Source organism: Flagellimonas sp., from assembly GCF_965233845.1.
Lineage (GTDB): Bacteria > Bacteroidota > Bacteroidia > Flavobacteriales > Flavobacteriaceae > Flagellimonas.
In genome coordinates this window covers 3,008,068-3,029,271 of sequence record NZ_OZ247584.1, presented here as the reverse complement: position 1 = coordinate 3,029,271, position 21,204 = coordinate 3,008,068, and the positions used below count along the sequence as shown (strand labels likewise).

The window sequence follows — 21,204 nt, the reverse complement described above, 5'->3', positions numbered from 1 at the left end:
CTTTTCTTTGACCCAATTTTTTTGCCAAGCAATTGGCACATTAAATAACTAGAACAATTAATAATTAATATATGTCTGGGTTAATAGGTAGAAAAATCGGTATGACCAGCATCTTCGACGAAAATGGAAAGAACATTCCATGTACCGTTCTTGAAGCTGGACCATGCGTGGTTACCCAAGTCAGAACCGAAGAGGTGGACGGGTACAGTGCCCTTCAGCTTGGTTTCGATGACAAGGCAGAAAAACGTGCAAACAAGGCCGAGCAAGGTCATGTTAAAAAGGCAGGTACTTCTCCTAAGAAGAAAGTCGTTGAGTTCCGGGATTTTGAAGGTGAGTTTAAATTAGGAGATACTTTAAATGTAGAGCTTTTCCAAGAGGGTGAGTTCGTTGATGTTATTGGTACATCAAAAGGTAAAGGTTTCCAAGGTGTAGTTAAAAGACACGGCTTTGGCGGTGTTGGACAAGCGACCCACGGTCAGCACAACAGATTGAGGGCTCCTGGTTCCATCGGTGCTGCTTCTTATCCTGCGAGAGTTTTCAAAGGAATGAAAATGGCCGGTAGAATGGGTGGTGAACGAGTAACGGTTCAAAACTTGAGAGTATTGAAAGTGGTTCCTGAGAAAAACCTTATCGTAGTTAAAGGTGCGGTACCAGGTCACAAGAATTCGTACGTAACAATTGAGAAGTAATGAAGGTTGCAGTTTTAGATATCAAAGGAAAAGATACCGGAAGAAAGGCTGACCTTTCTAAGGAGGTATTTGGAATAGAGCCCAATGAGCATGCCATCTATTTGGATGTGAAGCAATATTTGGCGCATCAAAGACAAGGTAACCACAAGGCCAAGGAGAGAGCTGAGATTGCTGGTAGTACCAGAAAGATCAAGAAGCAAAAAGGTACAGGTACCGCAAGGGCCGGTAGTATCAAGTCTCCTATTTTTAGAGGTGGTGGTAGAATTTTTGGTCCAAGACCTAAAGATTATACCCAAAAGTTGAACAAAAACGTAAAGCGTTTGGCGCGTAAATCGGCCTTGACTTTGAAGTCAAAAGAGAAGGCAATCACGGTTGTTGAGGACTTCAATTTTGAAGCTCCAAAGACCAAAGATTTCAAAGCGTTTTTGAGCTCCTTGGGCATAGAAAACAAAAAGTCTCTTATCGTATTGGGCGACTCAAATAAAAATGTATATTTGTCGTCGCGTAATTTGGAGCGTTCCGAAGTTGTAACTAGCTCAGAATTAAGTACTTACAAGATAGTTAATGCTGGTAGTGTAGTGCTTACTGAAAGTGCTTTGGAAGGAATAGAATCGAACCTTAAGAAATAAGAATATCATGAGTGTGTTGATAAAACCAATCATTACGGAAAAAATGACCGCGGATAGCGAGCTTTTCAATCGTTATGGTTTCTACGTTGACCCAACAGCCAACAAGCTTCAGATCAAGGAGGCGGTTGAGGCTGCTTATGGTGTTTCTGTGGAAAAGGTAAGAACCATGAACTATGGTCCAAACCGTAAGAGTCGTTATACAAAAACAGGAATCCAGCACGGAAAGACAAATGCTTTGAAGAAGGCAATTGTTGATGTGGCGGAGGGTGATATTATTGATTTTTACAGTAATCTATAAAGACGAGAAATGTCAGTTAGAAAATTAAAACCGATAACCCCCGGACAGCGTTTTAGAGTAGTAAACGGATTTGACGCGATTACTACTGATAAGCCGGAGAAAAGCTTGCTTGCTCCGTTAAAAAAGTCGGGTGGTAGGAACAGTCAAGGAAAAATGACCATGCGCCACAGAGGTGGGGGTCATAAAAGAAGGTATCGTATTATCGATTTCAAAAGAGATAAGCAAGGAGTTGATGCAACCATTGTGTCTATCCAGTACGATCCCAACAGAACTGCATTTATCGCCTTGGTTGAATATAAGGATGGCGAAAAGAGATATGTAGTTGCCCAAAACGGAATGCAGGTAGGACAGAAGATTTCTTCCGGTTCCAAGGCGGCCCCAGAAATTGGAAATGCACTTCCTTTAAGTGAAATTCCATTGGGTACCATCATTTCCTGTATAGAGCTTAGACCAGGTCAAGGTGCTGTAATGGCGCGTAGTGCTGGTACTTTTGCCCAGTTAATGGCAAAGGACGGTAAGTTCGTTACCATTAAATTGCCTTCAGGGGAAACTCGTATGATCTTGGCCAATTGTTTGGCTACCATCGGTGCGGTTTCCAACTCTGACCACCAATTGTTGGTATCTGGTAAAGCAGGTAGAAGCAGATGGTTGGGTAGAAGACCAAGAACTAGACCAGTAGCCATGAACCCTGTTGATCACCCAATGGGTGGTGGTGAAGGAAGGGCTTCCGGAGGTCACCCAAGATCTAAGAACGGTATCCCGGCCAAAGGCTTCAGGACACGTTCCAAGACCAAGGACACCAATAGATATATCATAGAACGTAGAAAGAAATAAAAGAAAAGTAAATGGCACGTTCATTAAAAAAAGGACCTTACGTTCATCACAGCTTGGAAAAGAAAGTTCAAGCCAATATAGATTCAGGTAAGAAAACGGTTATCAAAACATGGTCAAGAGCCTCAATGATAACTCCGGATTTCGTAGGACAGACCATCGCAGTGCACAACGGGAGACAATTTGTTCCTGTGTATGTAACCGAGAACATGGTAGGTCACAAACTTGGAGAATTTTCACCTACACGATCTTTTAGAGGTCATGCAGGAGCTAAAAACAAAGGTAAAAAGTAAGTAAGCTATGGGAGTTCGTAAAAGACAAATGGCCGAAAGGTTAAAGGAAGAGAAGAAGCAACTTGCTATTGCCAAGTTGAACAACTGCCCAACTTCGCCGAGAAAAATGCGCTTGGTTGCGGACTTGGTTAGAGGAAAGCAGGTAGAAATGGCATTGGCCATCTTGAGGTTCAACCCCAAAGAGGCTTCCAGAAAATTGGAGAAACTATTGCTTTCTGCAATTGCCAACTGGGAAGCTAAAAATGAGGAGGCCAACATAGAGGATGCAGACCTGATTATCAAAGAGATCCGTGTGGACGGTGGTACAATGTTGAAAAGACTACGTCCTGCCCCACAAGGTAGAGCACATAGAATTAGAAAGCGTTCCAACCATGTTACCATGATCTTGGAAGCCAATAACAACGTTCAAAGCTAGAGTATAAAATGGGACAAAAGACCAATCCGATAGGAAATCGCTTAGGAATTATCAGAGGATGGGAATCTAACTGGTACGGCGGTAATGATTACGGCGATAAGCTGGCTGAGGATGATAAGATTAGAAAATATATCCATGCGCGTTTGGCCAAGGCCAGTGTGTCTAGGGTAATTATTGAAAGAACCTTAAAATTGATCACCATCACCATTACTACGGCAAGACCTGGTATCATCATTGGTAAAGGTGGGCAAGAGGTGGATAAGCTTAAGGAAGAGCTTAAGAAGATCACCAACAAAGAGGTTCAGATCAATATCCATGAAATAAAGAGACCTGAATTGGATGCCAATTTGGTTGCAGCAAGTGTTGCAAGACAAATTGAAAGCAGAATTTCATACCGAAGAGCCATCAAAATGGCGATTGCAGCTGCAATCCGTATGAATGCAGAGGGTATCAAGATTCAGATTTCGGGACGTTTGAACGGAGCTGAGATGGCACGTTCAGAATCTTACAAGGAAGGAAGAATTCCATTATCCACTTTCCGTGCAGATGTGGACTATGCTTTACATGAAGCACACACCACTTACGGAAGATTGGGTATCAAAGTTTGGATCATGAAGGGTGAGGTTTATGGAAAAAGAGAACTTTCCCCGCTCGTAGGATTGTCCAAAAGTCAAGGAAAAGGCGACAAACGAGATGGTAAGAAGCCACAACGTCGTAGAAAGTAATAAGATAAAGTAAAGGTAAAATGTTACAGCCAAAAAGAACAAAATTTCGTAAAGCCCAGAAGGGGCGTATGAAAGGAAATTCCCAAAGAGGGCACCAACTTTCCAATGGAATGTTTGGTATCAAATCCTTGGATTCCCATTTCATTACTTCCCGTCAGATCGAGGCTGCGCGTATTGCTGCGACAAGGTATATGAAAAGACAAGGTCAGCTCTGGATCAAAATTTTCCCGGACAAGCCCATCACCAAAAAACCTCTTGAGGTACGTATGGGTAAAGGTAAGGGTGCTCCAGAATATTGGGTGGCCGTTGTTAAGCCTGGAAGAATCATGTTTGAGGTAGCTGGTGTTCCTATGGACGTTGCCAAGGAGGCATTGCGTCTTGCAGCCCAAAAGTTACCGGTAAAAACAAAGTTTATTGTAGCTAGGGATTATTCCGCTTAATTTTTAATTGGGAAGAAAGATGAAACAATCAGAAATAAAAGAACTTTCAATTGAAGAGCTAAAGGAAAAGCTGGCTGATTTTAAAAAGCAACACGCTGATTTAAAAATCGCACATTCGGTTACTCCTTTGGAAAATCCTTTACAGATCAGACAGACTAGAAGGACGGTAGCGAGACTTGCAACAGAATTAACTAAAAGGGAAGTACAATAATTGGTTTTGCCTTATGGAAGATAAAAGAAATTTAAGAAAAGAAAGAATAGGCGTTGTTACCAGCAGCAAAATGGAGAAGTCCATTGTAGTTTCTGAGGTAAAACGAGTAAAGCACCCTATGTACGGTAAGTTCGTTCTTAAGACCAAGAAGTATGTGGCCCATGATGAAAAGAATGACTGCAACGAAGGCGATACCGTTAAAATAATGGAAACCCGACCATTGAGCAAGACGAAATGTTGGAGATTGGTTGAAATCCTTGAAAGAGCTAAATAATTATGTTACAGCAAGAATCAAGATTAAAGGTTGCGGACAATACTGGTGCAAAGGAAGTTTTGACCATCCGCGTACTTGGAGGTACTAAGAGAAGATATGCTTCTTTGGGAGATAAGATTGTGGTTACCGTAAAGGAAGCTACTCCCAACGGAACAGTAAAAAAGGGTTCTGTTTCTACTGCAGTTGTGGTACGAACAAAAAAGGAAGTAAGAAGACCAGATGGTTCCTACATCCGATTTGATGATAACGCTTGCGTTTTGTTGAACCCAACAGGTGAAATGCGTGGAACCAGGGTTTTTGGTCCAGTGGCCAGAGAGCTTAGGGACAAGCAGTTCATGAAGATTGTTTCACTAGCTCCAGAGGTGCTTTAACAGAAATATCAGTTAAGATGAAGTTGAAAATAAAAACAGGGGATACCGTTAGGGTCATTACAGGAGACCACAAAGGCACCGAAGGAAAAGTGCTTCAGGTAGACCGTGAAAAGAACAAGGCTATCGTGGAAGGAGTCAATACCGTTTCCAAGCACGAAAAACCTAGTGCAAAGAATCCTCAGGGAGGAATTGTAAAAAAGGAAGCGCCTATCCATATCTCAAACCTTTCATTGATCGACCCAAAATCTGGTGAAGCCACTCGCGTTGGGTACGAAGAAAGAGATGGGAAGAAAGTTAGGTTTGCCAAGAAATCCAATGAAGTAATTTAGTTATGAGTTACATTCCAAGATTAAAGCAAGAATATAGAGAGCGCGTGATTAAGGCGTTGTCCGAAGAATTTGGTTACAAAAACGTAATGCAGGTTCCAAAATTGGAGAAGATTGTGGTTAGCCGTGGGGTTGGAGCTGCTGTTTCTGACAAAAAGCTGATTGACCATGCCGTTGATGAGTTGACCAATATCACAGGTCAGAAGGCGGTAGCAACCATTTCCAAAAAGGACGTTGCATCCTTCAAGTTGAGAAAAGGAATGCCCATAGGTGCCAAAGTTACCCTAAGAGGTGAGCGCATGTATGAGTTTTTGGACCGATTGATTACATCTGCTCTTCCTAGGGTACGTGATTTCCAAGGAGTGAAGGCTACTGGATTTGATGGTAGGGGAAATTATAACTTGGGTGTGACCGAGCAGATTATTTTTCCGGAGATCAATATCGACAAAATCAACAGAATAAACGGAATGGATATCACTTTCGTTACTTCTGCGGAAACAGATAAAGAAGCAAAATCATTGTTAACCCAATTGGGAGTACCCTTTAAAAAGAACTAGTATGGCTAAGGAATCAATGAAAGCCCGTGAAAGAAAAAGGGCAAAAATGGTTGCAAAGTATGCAGAAAAGAGAAAAGCTTTAAAAGAAGCTGGTGATTACGAAGCCTTGCAAAAGCTTCCCAAAAATGCATCTCCGGTACGTATGCGCAACCGTTGCAAATTGACCGGTAGACCAAGAGGATATATGAGAACATTTGGTATTTCCAGGGTTACATTCAGGGAAATGGCCAATCAGGGCTTGATTCCAGGAGTTAAAAAGGCAAGTTGGTAAACAGATAAAGAAGAGAAATGCTTACAGATCCAATTTCAGATTATTTGACCAGAATTAGAAATGCCAGTAGGGCAGGTCATAGGGTGGTAGATGTTCCAGCATCCAATCTAAAAAAACAAATGACCAAAATTTTGTTTGACCAAGGTTACATCTTGAGCTACAAATTTGAGGAAAACGATACGCAGGGTAATATCAAAATTGCCTTGAAGTACGATAAGTTTACCAAAGAGCCTGTGATTAAGAAATTACAAAGGGTGAGCAAGCCTGGACTTCGTAAGTATGCAGGTTCAGAAGAGCTTCCAAGGGTTCTTAACGGTTTGGGAATTGCTATCGTGTCAACCTCCCATGGGGTAATGACCAGCAAGCAGGCCAAGCAAGAAAACGTAGGTGGCGAAGTATTGTGCTACGTTTATTAATTGAGAAAAGAAAAGAAAAATGTCTAGAATAGGTAACAATCCAGTTGCAATCCCAGAAGGAGTCACCGTTGAGGTAAACGACAATGTGGTTACCGTAAAAGGTAAGTTGGGAGAACTTTCCCAAGAGATTTCGGGAATTGCAGTAAAGGTTGAGGAAGGAAATGTTCAGCTAGAAAGACCGTCTGATTCCAAAGAGCACAAAGCAAAACACGGACTATATCGTGCCTTGATTGCCAACATGGTCGATGGAGTTTCCAAAGGATGGACCAAGGAATTGGAATTGGTAGGGGTTGGATACAGAGCCAGTAACCAAGGACAAAAATTGGATTTGGCGTTAGGTTTTTCCCATAACATTGTATTGGATATTGCTCCCGAAGTCAAAATCGAGACTATTTCCGAAAAGGGTAAAAATCCTATCGTTAAGTTAACATCTCACGACAAGCAGTTGGTAGGACAGGTTGCTGCCAAGATTCGCGCTTTCCGTAAGCCAGAGCCTTACAAAGGAAAAGGAATCAAGTTTGTTGGTGAACAATTAAGAAGAAAAGCAGGTAAATCAGCATAATAAGTAAGACTATGGGATTATCCAAGACTGAAAGAAGATTACGCATCAGAAGAAGAATCAGAAAGATTTCTTCCGGTACTGAAGCAAGACCAAGACTCTCTGTTTTTAGAAGCAACAAGGAGATCTACGCTCAATTGATTGACGATAACAAAGGTGTTACATTGGCTGCTGCGTCTTCAAGAGATAAAGACCTTGATGCCAAGGGGACCAAAACTGAAGTTGCTGCTTTGGTAGGAAAGACCATTGCGGAGAAAGCAAAGAAGCTTGGTGTTGAGGCCGTAGCTTTTGATAGAGGTGGAAACCTATATCACGGAAGAGTTAAATCATTGGCTGAAGGAGCTAGGGAAGCAGGACTTAAATTCTAATAAAACTATGTACCAGAAATACAAAAACGTAGAAATAGTTAAGCCAGGTGGACTGGAGTTGAAAGATCGTTTGGTTGGAGTCCAAAGGGTTACCAAAGTTACCAAAGGTGGTAGAGCATTCGGTTTTTCAGCAATTGTAGTTGTTGGTGATGAGAATGGTGTAGTAGGACATGGTTTGGGTAAATCCAAGGAAGTAGCAACGGCCATTGCCAAAGCTATCGAGGACGCCAAGAAGAATTTGGTTCGCATTCCTTTGAACAAGGGAACCCTTCCTCATGAGCAAAAAGGTAAGTATGGAGGTGCGCGTGTTTATATTCAGCCAGCATCACATGGTACCGGGGTAATTGCCGGTGGAGCTGTAAGAGCGGTATTGGAAGCTGTTGGTGTACACGATGTATTGTCAAAATCACAAGGTTCTTCCAACCCACACAACGTTGTAAAGGCAACTTTTGATGCCCTGTTGCAACTAAGGGGAGCGCAAACTGTTGCCAACCAAAGAGGAATTTCTTTAGAAAAAGTCTTTAAGGGATAAATAAGAGGATATTATTATGTCAAAGATTAAAGTAAAGCAGGTAAAAAGCGCCATCAAAAGAACCCAGAACCAGAAGAGGACTCTGGAAGCTCTTGGTTTGCGCAAGATAGGGCATGTTGTTGAACACGATGCAACACCTAATATCCTTGGAATGATTAATAAGGTAAAACACTTGGTTTCCACTGAGGAAGCTTAAAATATAAAGGCACATGGAGTTACATAATCTTAAGCCAGCAGAAGGTGCTGTACAGAAAGCGGGAAAACGTGTAGGTCGTGGAGAAGGTTCCGGTAAAGGAGGTACTTCTACCCGTGGTCACAAAGGAGCCAAGTCAAGATCTGGATATTCCAAGAAGATTGGTTTTGAAGGTGGACAAATGCCTTTGCAACGTCGTGTTCCCAAATTTGGTTTTAAGAATATCAATAGAAAGGAATACCAGGGCATTAATTTGAGCAAATTGCAAGAATTGGTGGACAATGGTGTTGTAAAGAAAGAAGTGACCTTGGAAACCCTTGTGGAAAACAGATTGGCACATAAAAACGACTTGGTAAAGATTTTGGGAGACGGCGAATTGAAAGCTGCCCTTAAAATATCTGTACATAAATTTAGTGCTTCCGCTAAAGCTGCTATCGAAGCTGCTGGAGGTGAGGCAATAAGTTTATAAGAATAAGAAGCATGAAGAAATTTATAGAGACCATATCAAATATTTGGAAGATTGAAGAGCTAAGGCAACGGATTATTGTTACCCTTGGCTTGCTTTTGGTGTACCGTTTTGGTGCACAAATTGTTCTTCCAGGTATTGATACTTCCCAATTGGGAGCTTTGGCCGATGGGACTGATGGGGGATTACTAGGATTATTGAATGCTTTTACAGGAGGTGCTTTTGCCAACGCATCTGTGTTTGCTCTGGGAATCATGCCCTACATTTCTGCATCCATTGTGGTGCAGTTGATGGGGATTGCCATTCCTTATTTGCAAAAACTGCAGAAAGAAGGTGAAAGTGGAAGAAAGACCATCAACCAGATAACACGTTGGTTGACTATCGGTATTTGTATCGTCCAGGCACCTGCTTATTTATACAGCCTTGAAGCTGGTTTTGGTGTTCCTGCGTCCGCTTTTGTGATCGGGAAAGGATTGGATTTTATGATTCCAGCCGTGATTATCCTGGTTACTGGCTGTGTGTTTGCCATGTGGTTGGGAGAGAAGATAACGGATAAAGGTATCGGTAACGGTATTTCCCTATTGATCATGATCGGGATTATTGCCACGATGCCACAATCCTTTGTTCAGGAATTTATCTCAAGAACTACAAACAACACCGGTGGAATCATGTTTATCTTGATTGAGGTAATCATTTGGTTCTTAGTGATCTTGGCCAGTGTATTGTTGGTGATGGCCGTACGTCAGATACCGGTTCAATATGCAAGAAGAACAGCTTCTGGCGGATATGAGAAGAACATCATGGGATCTAGACAATATATCCCATTAAAGTTGAATGCTTCCGGGGTTATGCCCATTATCTTCGCCCAAGCGATTATGTTTGCGCCAAGTTTGATTGGAAAGACCTTTAACGATACAGCAGTAGGACAGTGGATGGAGGTTCAGTTTGCCGATATATTCGGATTGGCCTATAACATTCTGTTCGGCATATTGATTATCATATTCACCTACTTCTATACAGCCATTACAGTTCCCACGAACAAAATGGCGGATGATCTAAAAAGAAGTGGTGGATTCATTCCAGGGATTAGACCTGGAAAGGAAACAGGTGATTTCTTGGACAAGATCATGTCCTTGATCACTTTGCCTGGTTCTGTTTTCTTGGCCCTGTTGGCAGTATTGCCCGCAGTAGTGGTGAAGTTGATGGACGTTCAGGCTGGATGGGCATTGTTTTATGGTGGTACCTCCCTATTGATTATGGTAGGTGTGGCCATCGATACAGTACAACAAGTAAATTCTTATTTGTTGAACAGACATTATGACGGTTTAATGAAAACCGGAAAGAATAGAAAAGTAGCATAATTAGACGATAGACTTTGGTTGATGGACGTTAGTCGAACACTATCAACTAAAGACTAAAAACTAAAGACTAAAGAATGGCAAAGCAGCCTGCAATAGAACAAGACGGAACCATAATCGAAGCATTGTCAAACGCAATGTTTAGAGTTGAATTGGAGAACGGTCATGTTGTAACAGCACACATCTCTGGAAAAATGCGCATGCATTACATCAAATTACTTCCAGGGGACAAGGTAAAGCTTGAAATGAGCCCATACGATTTAACAAAAGCAAGAATTACTTATAGATACTAATACGATGAAAGTAAGAGCATCAATAAAGAAGAGAAGTGCCGAATGCAAGATTGTTCGCAGAAAAGGCAGATTATACGTAATCAACAAAAAGAATCCTAGATTTAAACAAAGACAAGGGTAATTATGGCAAGAATTGCAGGGGTTGATATACCCAAACAAAAACGCGGAGTAATTTCACTTACCTACATTTACGGAATTGGTAAAAGTAGGGCCCAAGAAATTTTGGAGAAGGCCAAAGTGAGCGAGGATACTAAAGTTTCCGATTGGAACGATGATGAAATCGGTAGAATCAGGGAAGCTGTTTCCTCATACACTATTGAAGGTGAACTTCGTTCCGAAACCCAATTGAACATCAAGCGATTGATGGACATCGGTTGTTACCGTGGGATTCGTCATAGATCCGGATTACCGCTTAGAGGTCAACGTACCAAAAACAACTCTAGGACTAGAAAAGGAAAGAGAAAGACAGTTGCCAACAAGAAAAAGGCGACCAAATAATAATTAGATAGAAGTCATTAGTTAGTATTTAGACGTTAGAAGAATCTGTTTGAAATGTAAAAGTCTAGGATTCCAATAACTAAGAACTAACACTAGAAACTAAAAAATATGGCAAAAGCAAGTACAAAAACAACAAAGAAGCGCAAAGTAGTGGTAGAGTCCGTTGGAGAGGCCCACGTTACTGCTTCCTTTAATAATATCATCATTTCCTTGACCAATAAAAAGGGTGATGTAATTTCTTGGTCTTCGGCTGGTAAGCTAGGATTTAGAGGTTCTAAAAAGAACACTCCCTACGCTGCCCAGGTAGCCGCAGAAGATTGTGCCAAAGTTGCACATGAGGCGGGATTGAGAAAAGTGAAGGTTTACGTAAAAGGACCTGGAAATGGTAGGGAATCTGCAATTCGTTCCATCCATAATTCCGGTATCGAGGTTACGGAAATCATTGATGTTACCCCACTTCCGCACAACGGTTGTAGACCTCCAAAAAGAAGAAGAGTTTAATTAATCATAATCGGCCCGTTAGGGTCTTCACGAAGGTGCATGGAGATTATCGAAGGATAAGCCTTAATTCATAATCGCACGTTCAAAAAATTAGAAGATGGCAAGATACACAGGACCAAAATCAAAGATCGCTAGAAAATTTGGAGAAGCGATTTTCGGAGACGATAAAGCCTTCGAGAAAAAAAGTTATCCTCCAGGACAGCACGGTAACAACAGACGCCGTGGTAAAAAATCAGAATACGCTATCCAGTTAATGGAGAAGCAAAAAGCCAAGTATACCTACGGTATTTTGGAAAGACAATTTAGAAACCTATTTGACAAGGCCAACAGAAGCAAGGGAGTAACCGGTGAGGTATTGCTTCAATTGTGCGAGTCCCGTTTGGACAACGTAGTCTACAGAATGGGAATTGCCCCATCAAGACGAGGTGCCAGACAGTTGGTTTCCCACAGACACATTACCGTGAACGGTGAGATAGTGAATATTCCTTCCTATAGCCTTAAGGCAGGGGATGTAGTTGGTGTTCGTGAAAAATCTAAATCCGTACAGTCCATTCAAGATTCCTTGGCTGCCAATAGCAGTGTTTATGAGTGGATTACCTGGAATTCTGAAACAAAGGAAGGAACCTACGTGGCCATTCCTGAAAGACTTCAGATTCCTGAGAATATCAAGGAACAACTAATAGTCGAGTTATACTCTAAATAAAATCAACATTAATCCAATATGGCATTACTTAATTTTCAGAAGCCCGATAAAGTTATAATGATCGATTCAACAGATTTCGAAGGGAAATTTGAATTTCGCCCTTTGGAACCTGGTTATGGATTAACAGTTGGAAATGCGCTGAGAAGAGTTCTACTTTCCTCTTTGGAAGGTTTTGCGATCACTTCCGTGCGTATTGATGGAGTTGAACATGAGTTTTCTGTTATCCCAGGCGTTGTTGAAGACGTTACGGAAATGATCTTGAACCTAAAACAGGTTCGTTTCAAAAGACAGATTGATGATGTTGAAAGTGAAACTGTTTCTGTTTCCGTAAGTGGAAAAGAGCAATTGACCGCTGGAGATTTCCAGAAGTTCATTTCAGGATACCAAGTATTGAATCCTGATTTGGTCATCTGTAACATGGATCCCAAAGTAAGTATTAACCTTGAGGTTATTATCGAAAAAGGTCGTGGATACGTTCCTGCTGAGGAAAACAAGAAATCCAATGCCCCCTTGGGAAGCATTGCGGTTGATTCTGTTTACACTCCTGTTAAAAACGTAAAATACAGCATCGAAAACTTTAGGGTAGAGCAAAAGACCGATTACGAAAAATTGGTTTTTGAAATCATCACTGATGGTTCCATCCACCCAAAAGATGCATTGACTGAAGCTGCCAAAGTTTTGATTCACCACTTCATGTTGTTCTCTGATGAGCGTATCACCCTAGAGGCTGATGAAATTGCCCAAACAGAGACTTACGATGAGGAATCATTGCACATGCGTCAGTTGTTGAAGACCAAATTGGTAGACATGGATTTGTCCGTAAGGGCATTGAACTGTCTGAAAGCTGCCGAAGTGGATACTTTGGGAGATTTGGTTTCCTTCAACAAAAACGATTTGATGAAGTTCAGGAACTTTGGTAAAAAATCCTTGACTGAATTGGAAGAGTTGGTAATCAACAAAGGACTCCAGTTTGGAATGGATTTGTCAAAATATAAATTGGACAAAGATTAAGTAATCATATTTTGCTCTCCCGATTGCAATCGGGATTTGGTAGCAAGATGATAAAACAGAAAGATGAGACACGGAAAGAAATTTAACCACCTAGGGAGAACAGCTGCCCACAGAAAGGCAATGTTGGCCAATATGGCAAGTTCCCTAATAGAGCATAAGAGAATCAACACCACTGTTGCCAAAGCCAAAGCGCTTAAGCAGTTTGTTGAGCCATTGATCACCAAGGCCAAAACAGAGAACAACCAAACTACCGAAAAAGGTACGCACAACAGAAGGGTTGTTTTCGCTAGCCTTAGAAACAAGTATGCAGTTACCGAACTATTTGGAGCGGTTGCAGAAAAAGTTGGTGACAGACCAGGTGGATACACCCGAATTATCAAATTAGGAAACCGACTTGGGGATAATGCCGATATGGCCATGATCGAGTTGGTGGATTTCAATGAATTGTACAACGCCGGAAAACCAGCCAAGAAATCTACAAGAAGAAGTAGAAGGGGTGGAGGTAAAAAAGCTGAAGTTGCTGCTCCAGTAGCAGAAACGAAAACAACGGACGATTCAGAAGAATAAGAAGAATGTTATTAACTATTGTATTAGTGGAAAAAGGATAAGTGAAAACTTATCCTTTTTTTATGTTTTTTTGTCAAACTGAAATTTTAAAACCACAATGAAGTATCACGCTAAGAAAAAGGCACTGGTGTTGTTGGCAGACGGCACCGTTTTTTATGGAAAGGCCATTGGAAACAAAGAAGGGACTGCTGTTGGGGAAGTATGCTTTAATACGGGAATGACCGGTTACCAGGAAATTTTTACAGACCCCTCTTACTACGGGCAACTGATGGTGGCCACCAATGCGCATATTGGCAACTACGGAGCCAATTTGGATGAAGTGGAATCCGATTCCATTAAAATTGCTGGATTGATTGTCAAGAATTTCAGTTATGAATATTCAAGACCCGATGCGGATATGAGCCTTCTGGAGTTTTTGGATAAAAACAATCTATTTGCCATTTCCGATGTGGATACTAGAGCTTTGGTGAGCTATATTCGGGATAATGGAGCCATGAACGCTTTGATCTCAACACGGGTGGATGAGTTGGATACACTAAAGGAAGAGCTGAAAAAGGTACCGAGCATGGAAGGATTGGAATTGGCTTCCAAAGTTTCCGCCAAGGAACCTTATTACTTTGGCGAGGAAGACGCCAAAATCAAAATTTCTGCCCTGGATATTGGGATCAAGAAGAACATTCTAAGAAACTTGGCGAAAAGGGGAGCCTATATCAAGGTATTTCCGTACAATACGCCTTTTAAAGATTTGGAAGCTTGGAACCCGGATGGGTACTTTATCTCAAACGGACCTGGAGACCCTGAGCCATTAACAGATGCAATTGCTACAGCCAAGGAGATGATAAAGTCCAACAAGCCTTTGTTTGGAATCTGCCTAGGGCACCAAGTACTGGCCTTGGCCAATGGGGTATCAACCTATAAAATGCACAACGGGCACAGGGGTATCAACCACCCTATTCTCAATTTGGTCACAGGAAAAGGGGAAATCACCTCCCAGAACCATGGTTTTGCCATCAATAGGGAAGAAACAGAGGCCCATGCCGATTTGGAGATAACCCATATGCATTTGAATGATAATACTGTAGCAGGAATCAAGATGAAGGATAAGGATGTGTTTTCTGTACAGTACCACCCAGAAGCAAGTCCTGGACCCCATGATGCAGATTATCTGTTTGACCAATTTTTTGAGGCCATAGAAACTGGACGCAACTAAAACGTTGTAGTTTATTTTTAGGTTATTATCAGTGTTTTATGAGCCTTATCATGAAGCAGAACTGCACTCCTTTTGTATCTTTGCCGAATTAATTTCAACCATAAATTTAAGTTCACATGAGCATTATTATCAACATTCATGCAAGACAGATTTTAGACTCAAGAGGTAATCCTACCGTAGAGGTAGATGTGATTACCGAAAATGGCATTTTGGGAAGAGCTGCCGTACCATCCGGCGCTTCTACAGGAGAGCATGAAGCCGTTGAACTTAGGGATGGTGGAAGTTCTTTTATGGGCAAAGGTGTAGGTCAGGCCGTGAACAATGTAAATACCATTATCGCAGAGGAATTGGTAGGTACTTCGGTATTTGAGCAAAATCAAATCGATGATGCCATGATTGCCTTGGATGGAACGCCAAACAAATCAAAGTTGGGCGCGAATGCCATCTTGGGTGTTTCCTTGGCGGTAGCCAAAGCAGCAGCCAACGAATTGGGATTGCCTTTGTACCGCTACGTGGGTGGCGTAAGTGCCAACACCCTTCCGGTTCCCATGATGAATATCATCAACGGGGGTTCCCACTCAGATGCGCCAATCGCATTCCAAGAGTTTATGGTAATGCCGGTAAAGGCCAAAGATTTTAGCCATGCCATGCAAATGGGAACTGAAATTTTTCACAATCTTAAAAAAGTACTTCACGATAGAGGTTTGAGCACAGCGGTAGGAGATGAAGGTGGATTTGCACCAACCTTGGAAGGTGGTACGGAAGATGCCTTGGATACCATCGCAAAAGCAGTGGACAAAGCGGGATACAAACTAGGGGATGAGATCATGATTGCGTTGGATTGCGCTTCTGCCGAGTTCTATGTGGACGGGAAATATGATTATACCAAGTTTGAAGGCGATAAAGGAGTGGTTAGGACTTCTGAAGAGCAAGCTCAGTATTTGGCTGATCTTTGCGAAAAATATCCCATCATATCCATTGAAGATGGAATGGATGAGAACGATTGGGACGGTTGGAAAGTGTTGACAGAAAAAGTTGGGGACAAAGTACAATTGGTGGGTGACGATTTGTTCGTTACCAATGTAGAACGACTTTCCCGTGGAATTGAAAATGGCATTGCCAACTCCATATTGATCAAGGTAAACCAAATTGGTACCCTAACGGAGACTATTGCAGCAGTAAATATGGCTAAAAATGCCGGTTACACCTCCGTAATGTCCCACCGTTCTGGAGAGACAGAGGACAATACCATCGCTGATTTGGCCGTGGCATTGAACACAGGTCAGATTAAAACAGGTTCCGCTTCACGTAGTGATAGAATGGCCAAGTACAATCAATTATTGAGAATTGAGGAAGAATTGGGAAGTACGGCCTACTATCCGCAGGAAAAAGCATTCAAAGTAAATTAATTGTTGATGATTTAATAGCAATGAAAAGGCCTTTCCGAAATGTGAAAGGCTTTTTTTTGTTTCAAAAAAGAACTTTGGCTAACTTAATTCAATAAACCAAGCAAACTTACCTAAATGAAGAACTTTCTTTTTGTCGCAGCTGAAAACGATGCACTGGCCAATTGCAAAGCGGGTGGAATGGGAGATGTGGTTAGGGATGTTCCCAGACAGATTTCGGAACATGGGGACAAAGTTCATGTGATTGTTCCCTCCTACAGCAGATTGCATAAGGAAGGACTTTTTAAGACCCATCTCAATTTTAGTCTTCGGGGACTCTCGTATACCGCTGAACTGTATGAGGTGAAACCCAAAAAAGAATTTCCCAATATTGTTCACTATGTGCTGCACCATCCAGAAATTGAAGCTGGGGATATAGCGCACATTTATCACAATGACCCGGAAGAGCCCTTTTATACAGATGCCATTAAATATTTCATCTTTAACACTGCTGTGGCCGAGGCAGTTAAAAAAGGAGCATTTGGGGACATCGATATTGTTCATTTACACGATTGGCATGCCAGTCTGCTCCTATTTTTAAGGGCATATCATCAAGAGTATACCAACCTAAAGGATATCCGTTTTGTATATAGCATCCATAATTTGGCCATACAAGGAATCCGTCCTTTTGACGACAACTATTCTTCAGTTAGAAATTGGTTTCCCGATGTGGTTTTTGACCATAGGACCTTGATGGACTATCGCTACCAGGATTGCATCAACCTTATGGCTGTTGGAATCCGATTTGCAGATGCCGTGCATACCGTATCCCCGTCCTATAAGGAAGACGTAATGAAGCCAAGCTCGCCCCCAGAGTTTATTGGTGGAGAAAGTCTGGAGCAGGATTTACGTACTGCCGATGAGGAAGGAAGATTGTTCGGGATTTTGAACGGGTGTAATTACAAGAACATCAATATAGAGGAAAAAGGGTTTATTTACCGTAATACCGTCAAGGCCCTGTTCCGATGGTTGCAAGAAGAATCCAAGAAGTACAAAGCGGACTTTTTGGCCCATACCGGGGAGAAGATCATGGAATATGTGGATAATCGACCCAAGTTCATTGCTTCCAGTGTGGCTAGACTTACAGAACAGAAATTCTACTTTTTTAGACGGTCTCCGGAGGCATTTGTGGAGATTTTAAAGAAACTGGAAAAGGTGGATGGGATTTTTATGCTGTTGGGTACTGGGGCTCCAGAATATGAAGAATTGTTCAGGCAATTGAGCTATGAACATAAAAACTTCGTTTTTACCAATGGGCAATCCGAAAGTCTGATAGACTCGATTTACCTGGAATCCGACCTCTATTTTATGCCGAGCCTATTTGAGCCTTGTGGTATTAGCCAGATGTTGGCCATGCGAAATGGAAATCCCTGTTTGGTGCACCACACTGGTGGACTTAAGGATACGGTTAAACACATGAAAACGGGCTTTGCCTTTGACGGTGATACGTATGACGAAAAGATAAAGAGCATGTTGGATGGTTTTGATCAGGCGTTGGATATGTTCCAAAATGATAAACCGGCTTGGAAAAAAATGCAGACTGCCGCCAAAAAAATGAGGTTTACTTGGGAAAAATCGGTTGACAAGTACTACAAAGACCTCTATCAGTTGGATACGGAATAGGCTGTTTGAAACTTAACATTTATTTGTGTTTTTGCTGGCCTAGAAAGGGTGCCCAGAAATTGTTAATGGCTGCGCTTTTTCGTAATTTTCACCTTCTGTTTTATTAATCCTTTATCAGTTAAAATGTCGGACAAAGCAATACTCGAATATGCAGGTGAGAAATACGAATTTCCAGTTATCAAAGGCTCTGAAAATGAGCACGCTATTGATATCAAAACCCTCCGTGGCACTAGCGGGATAGTAACTTTGGACCCGGGGTACAAGAATACCGGTTCCTGTGAAAGTGCCATTACCTTTTTGGATGGGGAAAAGGGAATTCTGCGTTATCGAGGATATTCTATCGAAGATTTGGCCGAAAAAGCTGATTTTTTGGAAGTGGCCTACCTTTTGATTTTTGGAGAACTTCCCAATAAGGAACAACTGGAGACATTCCATAACGATATTAAGGAGGAGTCCCATGTGGACGAGGAAATGAAAAAGATTTTGGATGCTTTTCCAAAATCTGCACACCCTATGGGCGTACTGTCTTCATTGACCAGTGCCCTGGTAGCATTCAATCCCACATCGGTTGATGTTTCCTCAGAAAAAGCAATGTACCGTTCCATTGTACGTATATTGGCCAAATTCCCGGTTTTGGTAGCTTGGACTCAGCGAAAGAAAAAAGGACTGCCTCTGGATTATGGGGATGATAGCTTAGGATATGTGGAGAACATCCATAAAATGATGTTCAAGAAACCCAGTCAGGAATATAAAAGGGATGGTATTGCCATTGATGCTTTGGATAAGCTACTCATATTGCACGCAGATCATGAGCAAAACTGTTCCACTTCCACAGTTCGGATAGTCGGTTCTTCGCACGCTGGATTGTTTGCATCCCTATCTGCGGGAATTTCTGCCCTTTGGGGTCCCTTGCACGGAGGTGCCAACCAAGCTGTATTGGAAATGTTGGAAGCCATTCAAGAAGATGGTGGAGACACCAAAAAATATATGGCCAAAGCCAAGGATAAAAATGACCCTTTCCGTTTGATGGGCTTCGGTCATAGAGTGTATAAGAACTTTGACCCAAGGGCCAGAATCATCAAAAAGGCTGCAGATGAGGTTTTGGGAAATTTGGGTATCGATGATCCTATTTTGGATATAGCCAAAGGCTTGGAAAAGGAAGCTTTGGAAGATGAATACTTTGTAAAACGCAAGTTGTATCCCAACGTGGACTTTTACTCAGGGATAATCTATAGGGCCCTGGGAATTCCAACAGAAATGTTTACGGTAATGTTTGCTTTGGGAAGGTTGCCAGGATGGATTGCCCAATGGAGGGAAATGCGTTTACGTGGAGAGCCCATAGGACGTCCTAGACAGGTTTACATTGGCGAAAACCACAGATCCTTTGTTTCTGTGGACAAAAGATAATATAGTGTACATATCAAAAGATGGAGAGGCGGCTTTGGGGTCGCCTTTTCATTTGGCATTTTTCTCTGGAGTGTCTGATGTAAGATTTAAGGATTTGTCCAGTTGGTAACAAATTCGCATAGCTCCTAAAAGATAATAGGTCTTCGCTTCAGATAGGGAATCGGATTGCAGGGTGTTCCTATATTTATTGTATGCAGCATGCAAGAATTGGTGGGCTTCCAAAGCGGTAAGATTGTTTACAACGGAATCCATGGATTGCCTGTACTTTTTCAAGGAACTGTCCATCTCTCCAAATGTCAAAGAACCTTCCAAATTGGATTGAGGCTGCTTTGTTAAATGCTTGGACAGATCCAGTGAATCAATACAATCGGAATATTTGGTGGATTGGTCAGGGGCATTGGGAGCCGGACCCCCAAAAGTAATTGGGAGGGAAACTTTTTCAGGGAAAATGCTTAAGGAGGCCAAACCAAGGCTCACCGCTACTATAAAACCGATGAATAGAACAATCTTTTTCATCCAAGGACTGTTTCTTCATTTAAAGTTAGTATTATCCCAAGTATTTAAGGTAGGTTTGAACAGGAATTTTTGAAAATAAATCAAATACAATATACTAATAATCAACTAGTTAAATAAAACTAAGGGATTTAGCATTTACTGTTCCAAAAAGCCCCTGTGCAACTATGATATTTTCTATTTGGTGAAGTGGAAAATCGCTTGCAAAGCACTAGTTTTGCCATAGTATTTTTGAGGATTTCCTCCCATTACGGATAGTGACGCATCCTTTTGGAATTGAAAATTGAAACTATGATGCAATTGCATGTTGAAAATGAAACCAGCCCATTAAAGGCGGTTATCTTGGGTACGGCCGAAAGCTGTGGTCCAGTACCCAAACCGGAAGAAGCTTATGACCCAAAATCCTTGGAGCACATTTTAGCAGGAACGTATCCAACCGAAGCGGATATGGTCAAGGAAATGGATGCTTTTGCCCAAGTGTTCCACAAACATGGAGTTACAGTTTACAGGCCTGATGTGTTGATAGATTGCAACCAAATTTTCTCAAGGGACATTGCCTTTGTAATAGAAGATAAATTGTTTCATTCCAACATTCTGCCAGATCGCGAACGCGAATTTGAGGCGATTCATGGGGTACTTGAAAAAATAGACCCCAATAAAATTATCAGACCTCCCGAAGAAGTGCATATTGAAGGAGGGGATGTGATGCCCTGGAACGATTACATCTTTGTAGGGACGTATACTGGAGCTGATTATCCAGACTATATCACGGCACGGACCAACAAAGAGGCCGTGGAATTCCTAAAAGCACAATTTCCACATAAAACTGTAAAGGCTTTTGAGCTGCGAAAATCCAATACCAATGCCAAAGAGAATGCGTTGCATCTGGATTGCTGTTTTCAACCCGTGGGCAGGGACAAGGCCATTCTACACAAAAACGGCTTTTTAGTGGAAGAAGAGTACCAATGGTTGGTGGATTATTTTGGAAAGGAGAACATTTTTGAGATTACCAAGGACGAAATGTATCAAATGTTCAGCAATGTATTTTCCATTTCACCTGAAGTTGTGGTTTCGGAACAAAACTTTACCCGCTTGAACAACTGGTTGCGCGAGCAAGGTTTTACCGTGGAGGAAATTCCCTACGCAGAGATTGCCAAACAGGAAGGACTGCTTCGTTGCAGCACCATGCCCCTGATACGAAGCTGAACAGG

At 41.8% G+C, this 21,204-nt stretch carries 34 protein-coding genes; 33 read left to right on the top strand and 1 reads right to left on the bottom strand.

Features of this window, described 5'->3' with window-relative positions; all coding sequences use genetic code 11:
- Positions 1-71 precede the first annotated feature (71 nt).
- The 32 genes from rplC (at position 72) to ACO6S0_RS13410 (ending at position 19,480) form a co-directional block, all read left to right on the top strand.
- Positions 72-689, top strand: a complete 618-nt coding sequence (rplC, locus tag ACO6S0_RS13565; protein ID WP_138835184.1) for a 50S ribosomal protein L3 — start codon at positions 72-74, stop codon at positions 687-689.
- Entirely contained in the window at positions 689-1,318 is a 630-nt protein-coding gene (gene rplD, locus ACO6S0_RS13560; RefSeq protein ID WP_422348876.1) for a 50S ribosomal protein L4, read from the top strand. The genes rplC and rplD overlap by 1 nt, the downstream gene beginning before the upstream one ends.
- 7 nt (positions 1,319-1,325) lie before the next feature.
- Positions 1,326-1,616, top strand: a complete 291-nt coding sequence (rplW, locus tag ACO6S0_RS13555; RefSeq protein WP_138835180.1) for a 50S ribosomal protein L23 — start codon at positions 1,326-1,328, stop codon at positions 1,614-1,616.
- A 9-nt stretch (positions 1,617-1,625) separates the two neighbouring features.
- Entirely contained in the window at positions 1,626-2,450 is an 825-nt protein-coding gene (gene rplB, locus ACO6S0_RS13550) for a 50S ribosomal protein L2 (RefSeq protein WP_422348875.1), read from the top strand.
- A gap of 11 nt (positions 2,451-2,461) precedes the next feature.
- Positions 2,462-2,740 (top strand): 30S ribosomal protein S19, encoded by a 279-nt coding sequence (gene rpsS, locus ACO6S0_RS13545; RefSeq protein ID WP_116182579.1) that lies wholly within the window; start codon positions 2,462-2,464, stop codon positions 2,738-2,740.
- A 7-nt stretch (positions 2,741-2,747) separates the two neighbouring features.
- Positions 2,748-3,155, top strand: a complete 408-nt coding sequence (gene rplV, locus ACO6S0_RS13540) for a 50S ribosomal protein L22 (protein ID WP_420400688.1) — start codon at positions 2,748-2,750, stop codon at positions 3,153-3,155.
- An 8-nt stretch (positions 3,156-3,163) separates the two neighbouring features.
- Entirely contained in the window at positions 3,164-3,880 is a 717-nt protein-coding gene (gene rpsC, locus ACO6S0_RS13535; RefSeq protein WP_420400687.1) for a 30S ribosomal protein S3, read from the top strand.
- Between the two features lie 20 nt (positions 3,881-3,900).
- On the top strand, positions 3,901-4,320 hold the full coding sequence (gene rplP, locus ACO6S0_RS13530; RefSeq protein WP_073181010.1) for a 50S ribosomal protein L16: 420 nt from the start codon (positions 3,901-3,903) through the stop codon (positions 4,318-4,320).
- Positions 4,321-4,339: 19 nt separating this feature from the next.
- The gene (rpmC, locus tag ACO6S0_RS13525; RefSeq protein ID WP_138835174.1) at positions 4,340-4,531 is read left to right on the top strand and encodes a 50S ribosomal protein L29; all 192 of its coding nucleotides are present in this window, start codon (positions 4,340-4,342) and stop codon (positions 4,529-4,531) included.
- A 13-nt stretch (positions 4,532-4,544) separates the two neighbouring features.
- Complete coding sequence (rpsQ, locus tag ACO6S0_RS13520) at positions 4,545-4,805, top strand: 30S ribosomal protein S17 (RefSeq protein ID WP_073181006.1); 261 nt, start codon at positions 4,545-4,547, stop codon at positions 4,803-4,805.
- A gap of 2 nt (positions 4,806-4,807) precedes the next feature.
- Positions 4,808-5,176, top strand: a complete 369-nt coding sequence (rplN, locus tag ACO6S0_RS13515) for a 50S ribosomal protein L14 (RefSeq protein ID WP_073181004.1) — start codon at positions 4,808-4,810, stop codon at positions 5,174-5,176.
- 17 nt (positions 5,177-5,193) lie between these two features.
- Positions 5,194-5,505: a 50S ribosomal protein L24 gene (gene rplX / locus ACO6S0_RS13510; RefSeq protein WP_420400686.1), complete on the top strand. Its 312-nt coding sequence runs from the start codon at positions 5,194-5,196 to the stop codon at positions 5,503-5,505.
- A 2-nt stretch (positions 5,506-5,507) separates the two neighbouring features.
- Positions 5,508-6,059, top strand: a complete 552-nt coding sequence (rplE, locus tag ACO6S0_RS13505; RefSeq protein WP_422348874.1) for a 50S ribosomal protein L5 — start codon at positions 5,508-5,510, stop codon at positions 6,057-6,059.
- 1 nt (position 6,060) lies between these two features.
- Positions 6,061-6,330: a 30S ribosomal protein S14 gene (rpsN, locus tag ACO6S0_RS13500; RefSeq protein ID WP_116218582.1), complete on the top strand. Its 270-nt coding sequence runs from the start codon at positions 6,061-6,063 to the stop codon at positions 6,328-6,330.
- Positions 6,331-6,347: 17 nt separating this feature from the next.
- Entirely contained in the window at positions 6,348-6,746 is a 399-nt protein-coding gene (gene rpsH / locus ACO6S0_RS13495) for a 30S ribosomal protein S8 (protein WP_420400685.1), read from the top strand.
- A gap of 19 nt (positions 6,747-6,765) precedes the next feature.
- Positions 6,766-7,308, top strand: a complete 543-nt coding sequence (rplF, locus tag ACO6S0_RS13490) for a 50S ribosomal protein L6 (RefSeq protein ID WP_420400684.1) — start codon at positions 6,766-6,768, stop codon at positions 7,306-7,308.
- 11 nt (positions 7,309-7,319) lie between these two features.
- Positions 7,320-7,673, top strand: a complete 354-nt coding sequence (gene rplR, locus ACO6S0_RS13485; RefSeq protein WP_422348873.1) for a 50S ribosomal protein L18 — start codon at positions 7,320-7,322, stop codon at positions 7,671-7,673.
- Positions 7,674-7,680: 7 nt separating this feature from the next.
- Positions 7,681-8,205: a 30S ribosomal protein S5 gene (rpsE, locus tag ACO6S0_RS13480; protein ID WP_420400682.1), complete on the top strand. Its 525-nt coding sequence runs from the start codon at positions 7,681-7,683 to the stop codon at positions 8,203-8,205.
- A 16-nt stretch (positions 8,206-8,221) separates the two neighbouring features.
- On the top strand, positions 8,222-8,401 hold the full coding sequence (gene rpmD, locus ACO6S0_RS13475) for a 50S ribosomal protein L30 (RefSeq protein WP_055397075.1): 180 nt from the start codon (positions 8,222-8,224) through the stop codon (positions 8,399-8,401).
- A 13-nt stretch (positions 8,402-8,414) separates the two neighbouring features.
- Positions 8,415-8,867, top strand: coding sequence for a 50S ribosomal protein L15 (gene rplO, locus ACO6S0_RS13470; RefSeq protein ID WP_138835161.1), 453 nt, complete (start codon positions 8,415-8,417; stop codon positions 8,865-8,867).
- Positions 8,868-8,878: 11 nt separating this feature from the next.
- A complete protein-coding gene (gene secY, locus ACO6S0_RS13465; protein WP_420400681.1) occupies positions 8,879-10,225 on the top strand; it encodes a preprotein translocase subunit SecY in 1,347 nt (448 codons plus the stop codon).
- Positions 10,226-10,299: 74 nt separating this feature from the next.
- On the top strand, positions 10,300-10,515 hold the full coding sequence (gene infA, locus ACO6S0_RS13460; RefSeq protein ID WP_014031991.1) for a translation initiation factor IF-1: 216 nt from the start codon (positions 10,300-10,302) through the stop codon (positions 10,513-10,515).
- A 4-nt stretch (positions 10,516-10,519) separates the two neighbouring features.
- A complete protein-coding gene (gene ykgO / locus ACO6S0_RS13455; protein WP_013621733.1) occupies positions 10,520-10,636 on the top strand; it encodes a type B 50S ribosomal protein L36 in 117 nt (38 codons plus the stop codon).
- A 2-nt stretch (positions 10,637-10,638) separates the two neighbouring features.
- Positions 10,639-11,013 carry a 30S ribosomal protein S13 gene (gene rpsM / locus ACO6S0_RS13450; protein ID WP_420400680.1) on the top strand — a complete coding sequence of 125 codons (375 nt, stop codon included), beginning with the start codon at positions 10,639-10,641 and terminating at the stop codon, positions 11,011-11,013.
- Positions 11,014-11,121: 108 nt separating this feature from the next.
- Entirely contained in the window at positions 11,122-11,514 is a 393-nt protein-coding gene (gene rpsK / locus ACO6S0_RS13445) for a 30S ribosomal protein S11 (RefSeq protein ID WP_298791405.1), read from the top strand.
- 97 nt (positions 11,515-11,611) lie between these two features.
- Positions 11,612-12,217 (top strand): 30S ribosomal protein S4, encoded by a 606-nt coding sequence (rpsD, locus tag ACO6S0_RS13440; RefSeq protein WP_420400678.1) that lies wholly within the window; start codon positions 11,612-11,614, stop codon positions 12,215-12,217.
- Positions 12,218-12,235: 18 nt separating this feature from the next.
- Positions 12,236-13,228 carry a DNA-directed RNA polymerase subunit alpha gene (locus ACO6S0_RS13435; protein ID WP_097047045.1) on the top strand — a complete coding sequence of 331 codons (993 nt, stop codon included), beginning with the start codon at positions 12,236-12,238 and terminating at the stop codon, positions 13,226-13,228.
- 63 nt (positions 13,229-13,291) lie between these two features.
- Entirely contained in the window at positions 13,292-13,795 is a 504-nt protein-coding gene (gene rplQ / locus ACO6S0_RS13430; protein WP_422348872.1) for a 50S ribosomal protein L17, read from the top strand.
- 97 nt (positions 13,796-13,892) lie between these two features.
- The gene (gene carA / locus ACO6S0_RS13425; RefSeq protein WP_422348871.1) at positions 13,893-15,005 is read left to right on the top strand and encodes a glutamine-hydrolyzing carbamoyl-phosphate synthase small subunit; all 1,113 of its coding nucleotides are present in this window, start codon (positions 13,893-13,895) and stop codon (positions 15,003-15,005) included.
- Between the two features lie 116 nt (positions 15,006-15,121).
- Positions 15,122-16,414, top strand: coding sequence for a phosphopyruvate hydratase (gene eno, locus ACO6S0_RS13420; protein ID WP_422348870.1), 1,293 nt, complete (start codon positions 15,122-15,124; stop codon positions 16,412-16,414).
- 114 nt (positions 16,415-16,528) lie between these two features.
- Positions 16,529-18,073 (top strand): glycogen synthase, encoded by a 1,545-nt coding sequence (locus tag ACO6S0_RS13415; RefSeq protein WP_422348869.1) that lies wholly within the window; start codon positions 16,529-16,531, stop codon positions 18,071-18,073.
- 123 nt (positions 18,074-18,196) lie between these two features.
- A complete protein-coding gene (locus ACO6S0_RS13410) occupies positions 18,197-19,480 on the top strand; it encodes a citrate synthase (RefSeq protein WP_422348868.1) in 1,284 nt (427 codons plus the stop codon).
- A gap of 48 nt (positions 19,481-19,528) precedes the next feature.
- On the opposite strand, the gene ACO6S0_RS13405 is transcribed toward ACO6S0_RS13410, so the two are convergent.
- Positions 19,529-19,996 (bottom strand): hypothetical protein, encoded by a 468-nt coding sequence (locus ACO6S0_RS13405; protein ID WP_422348867.1) that lies wholly within the window; start codon positions 19,994-19,996, stop codon positions 19,529-19,531.
- Positions 19,997-20,284: 288 nt separating this feature from the next.
- Here ACO6S0_RS13405 and ACO6S0_RS13400 point away from each other — a divergent pair, with 288 nt between their 5' ends.
- Positions 20,285-21,199, top strand: coding sequence for a dimethylarginine dimethylaminohydrolase family protein (locus ACO6S0_RS13400; protein ID WP_422348866.1), 915 nt, complete (start codon positions 20,285-20,287; stop codon positions 21,197-21,199).
- The last annotated feature ends 5 nt before the right edge of the window (positions 21,200-21,204 follow it).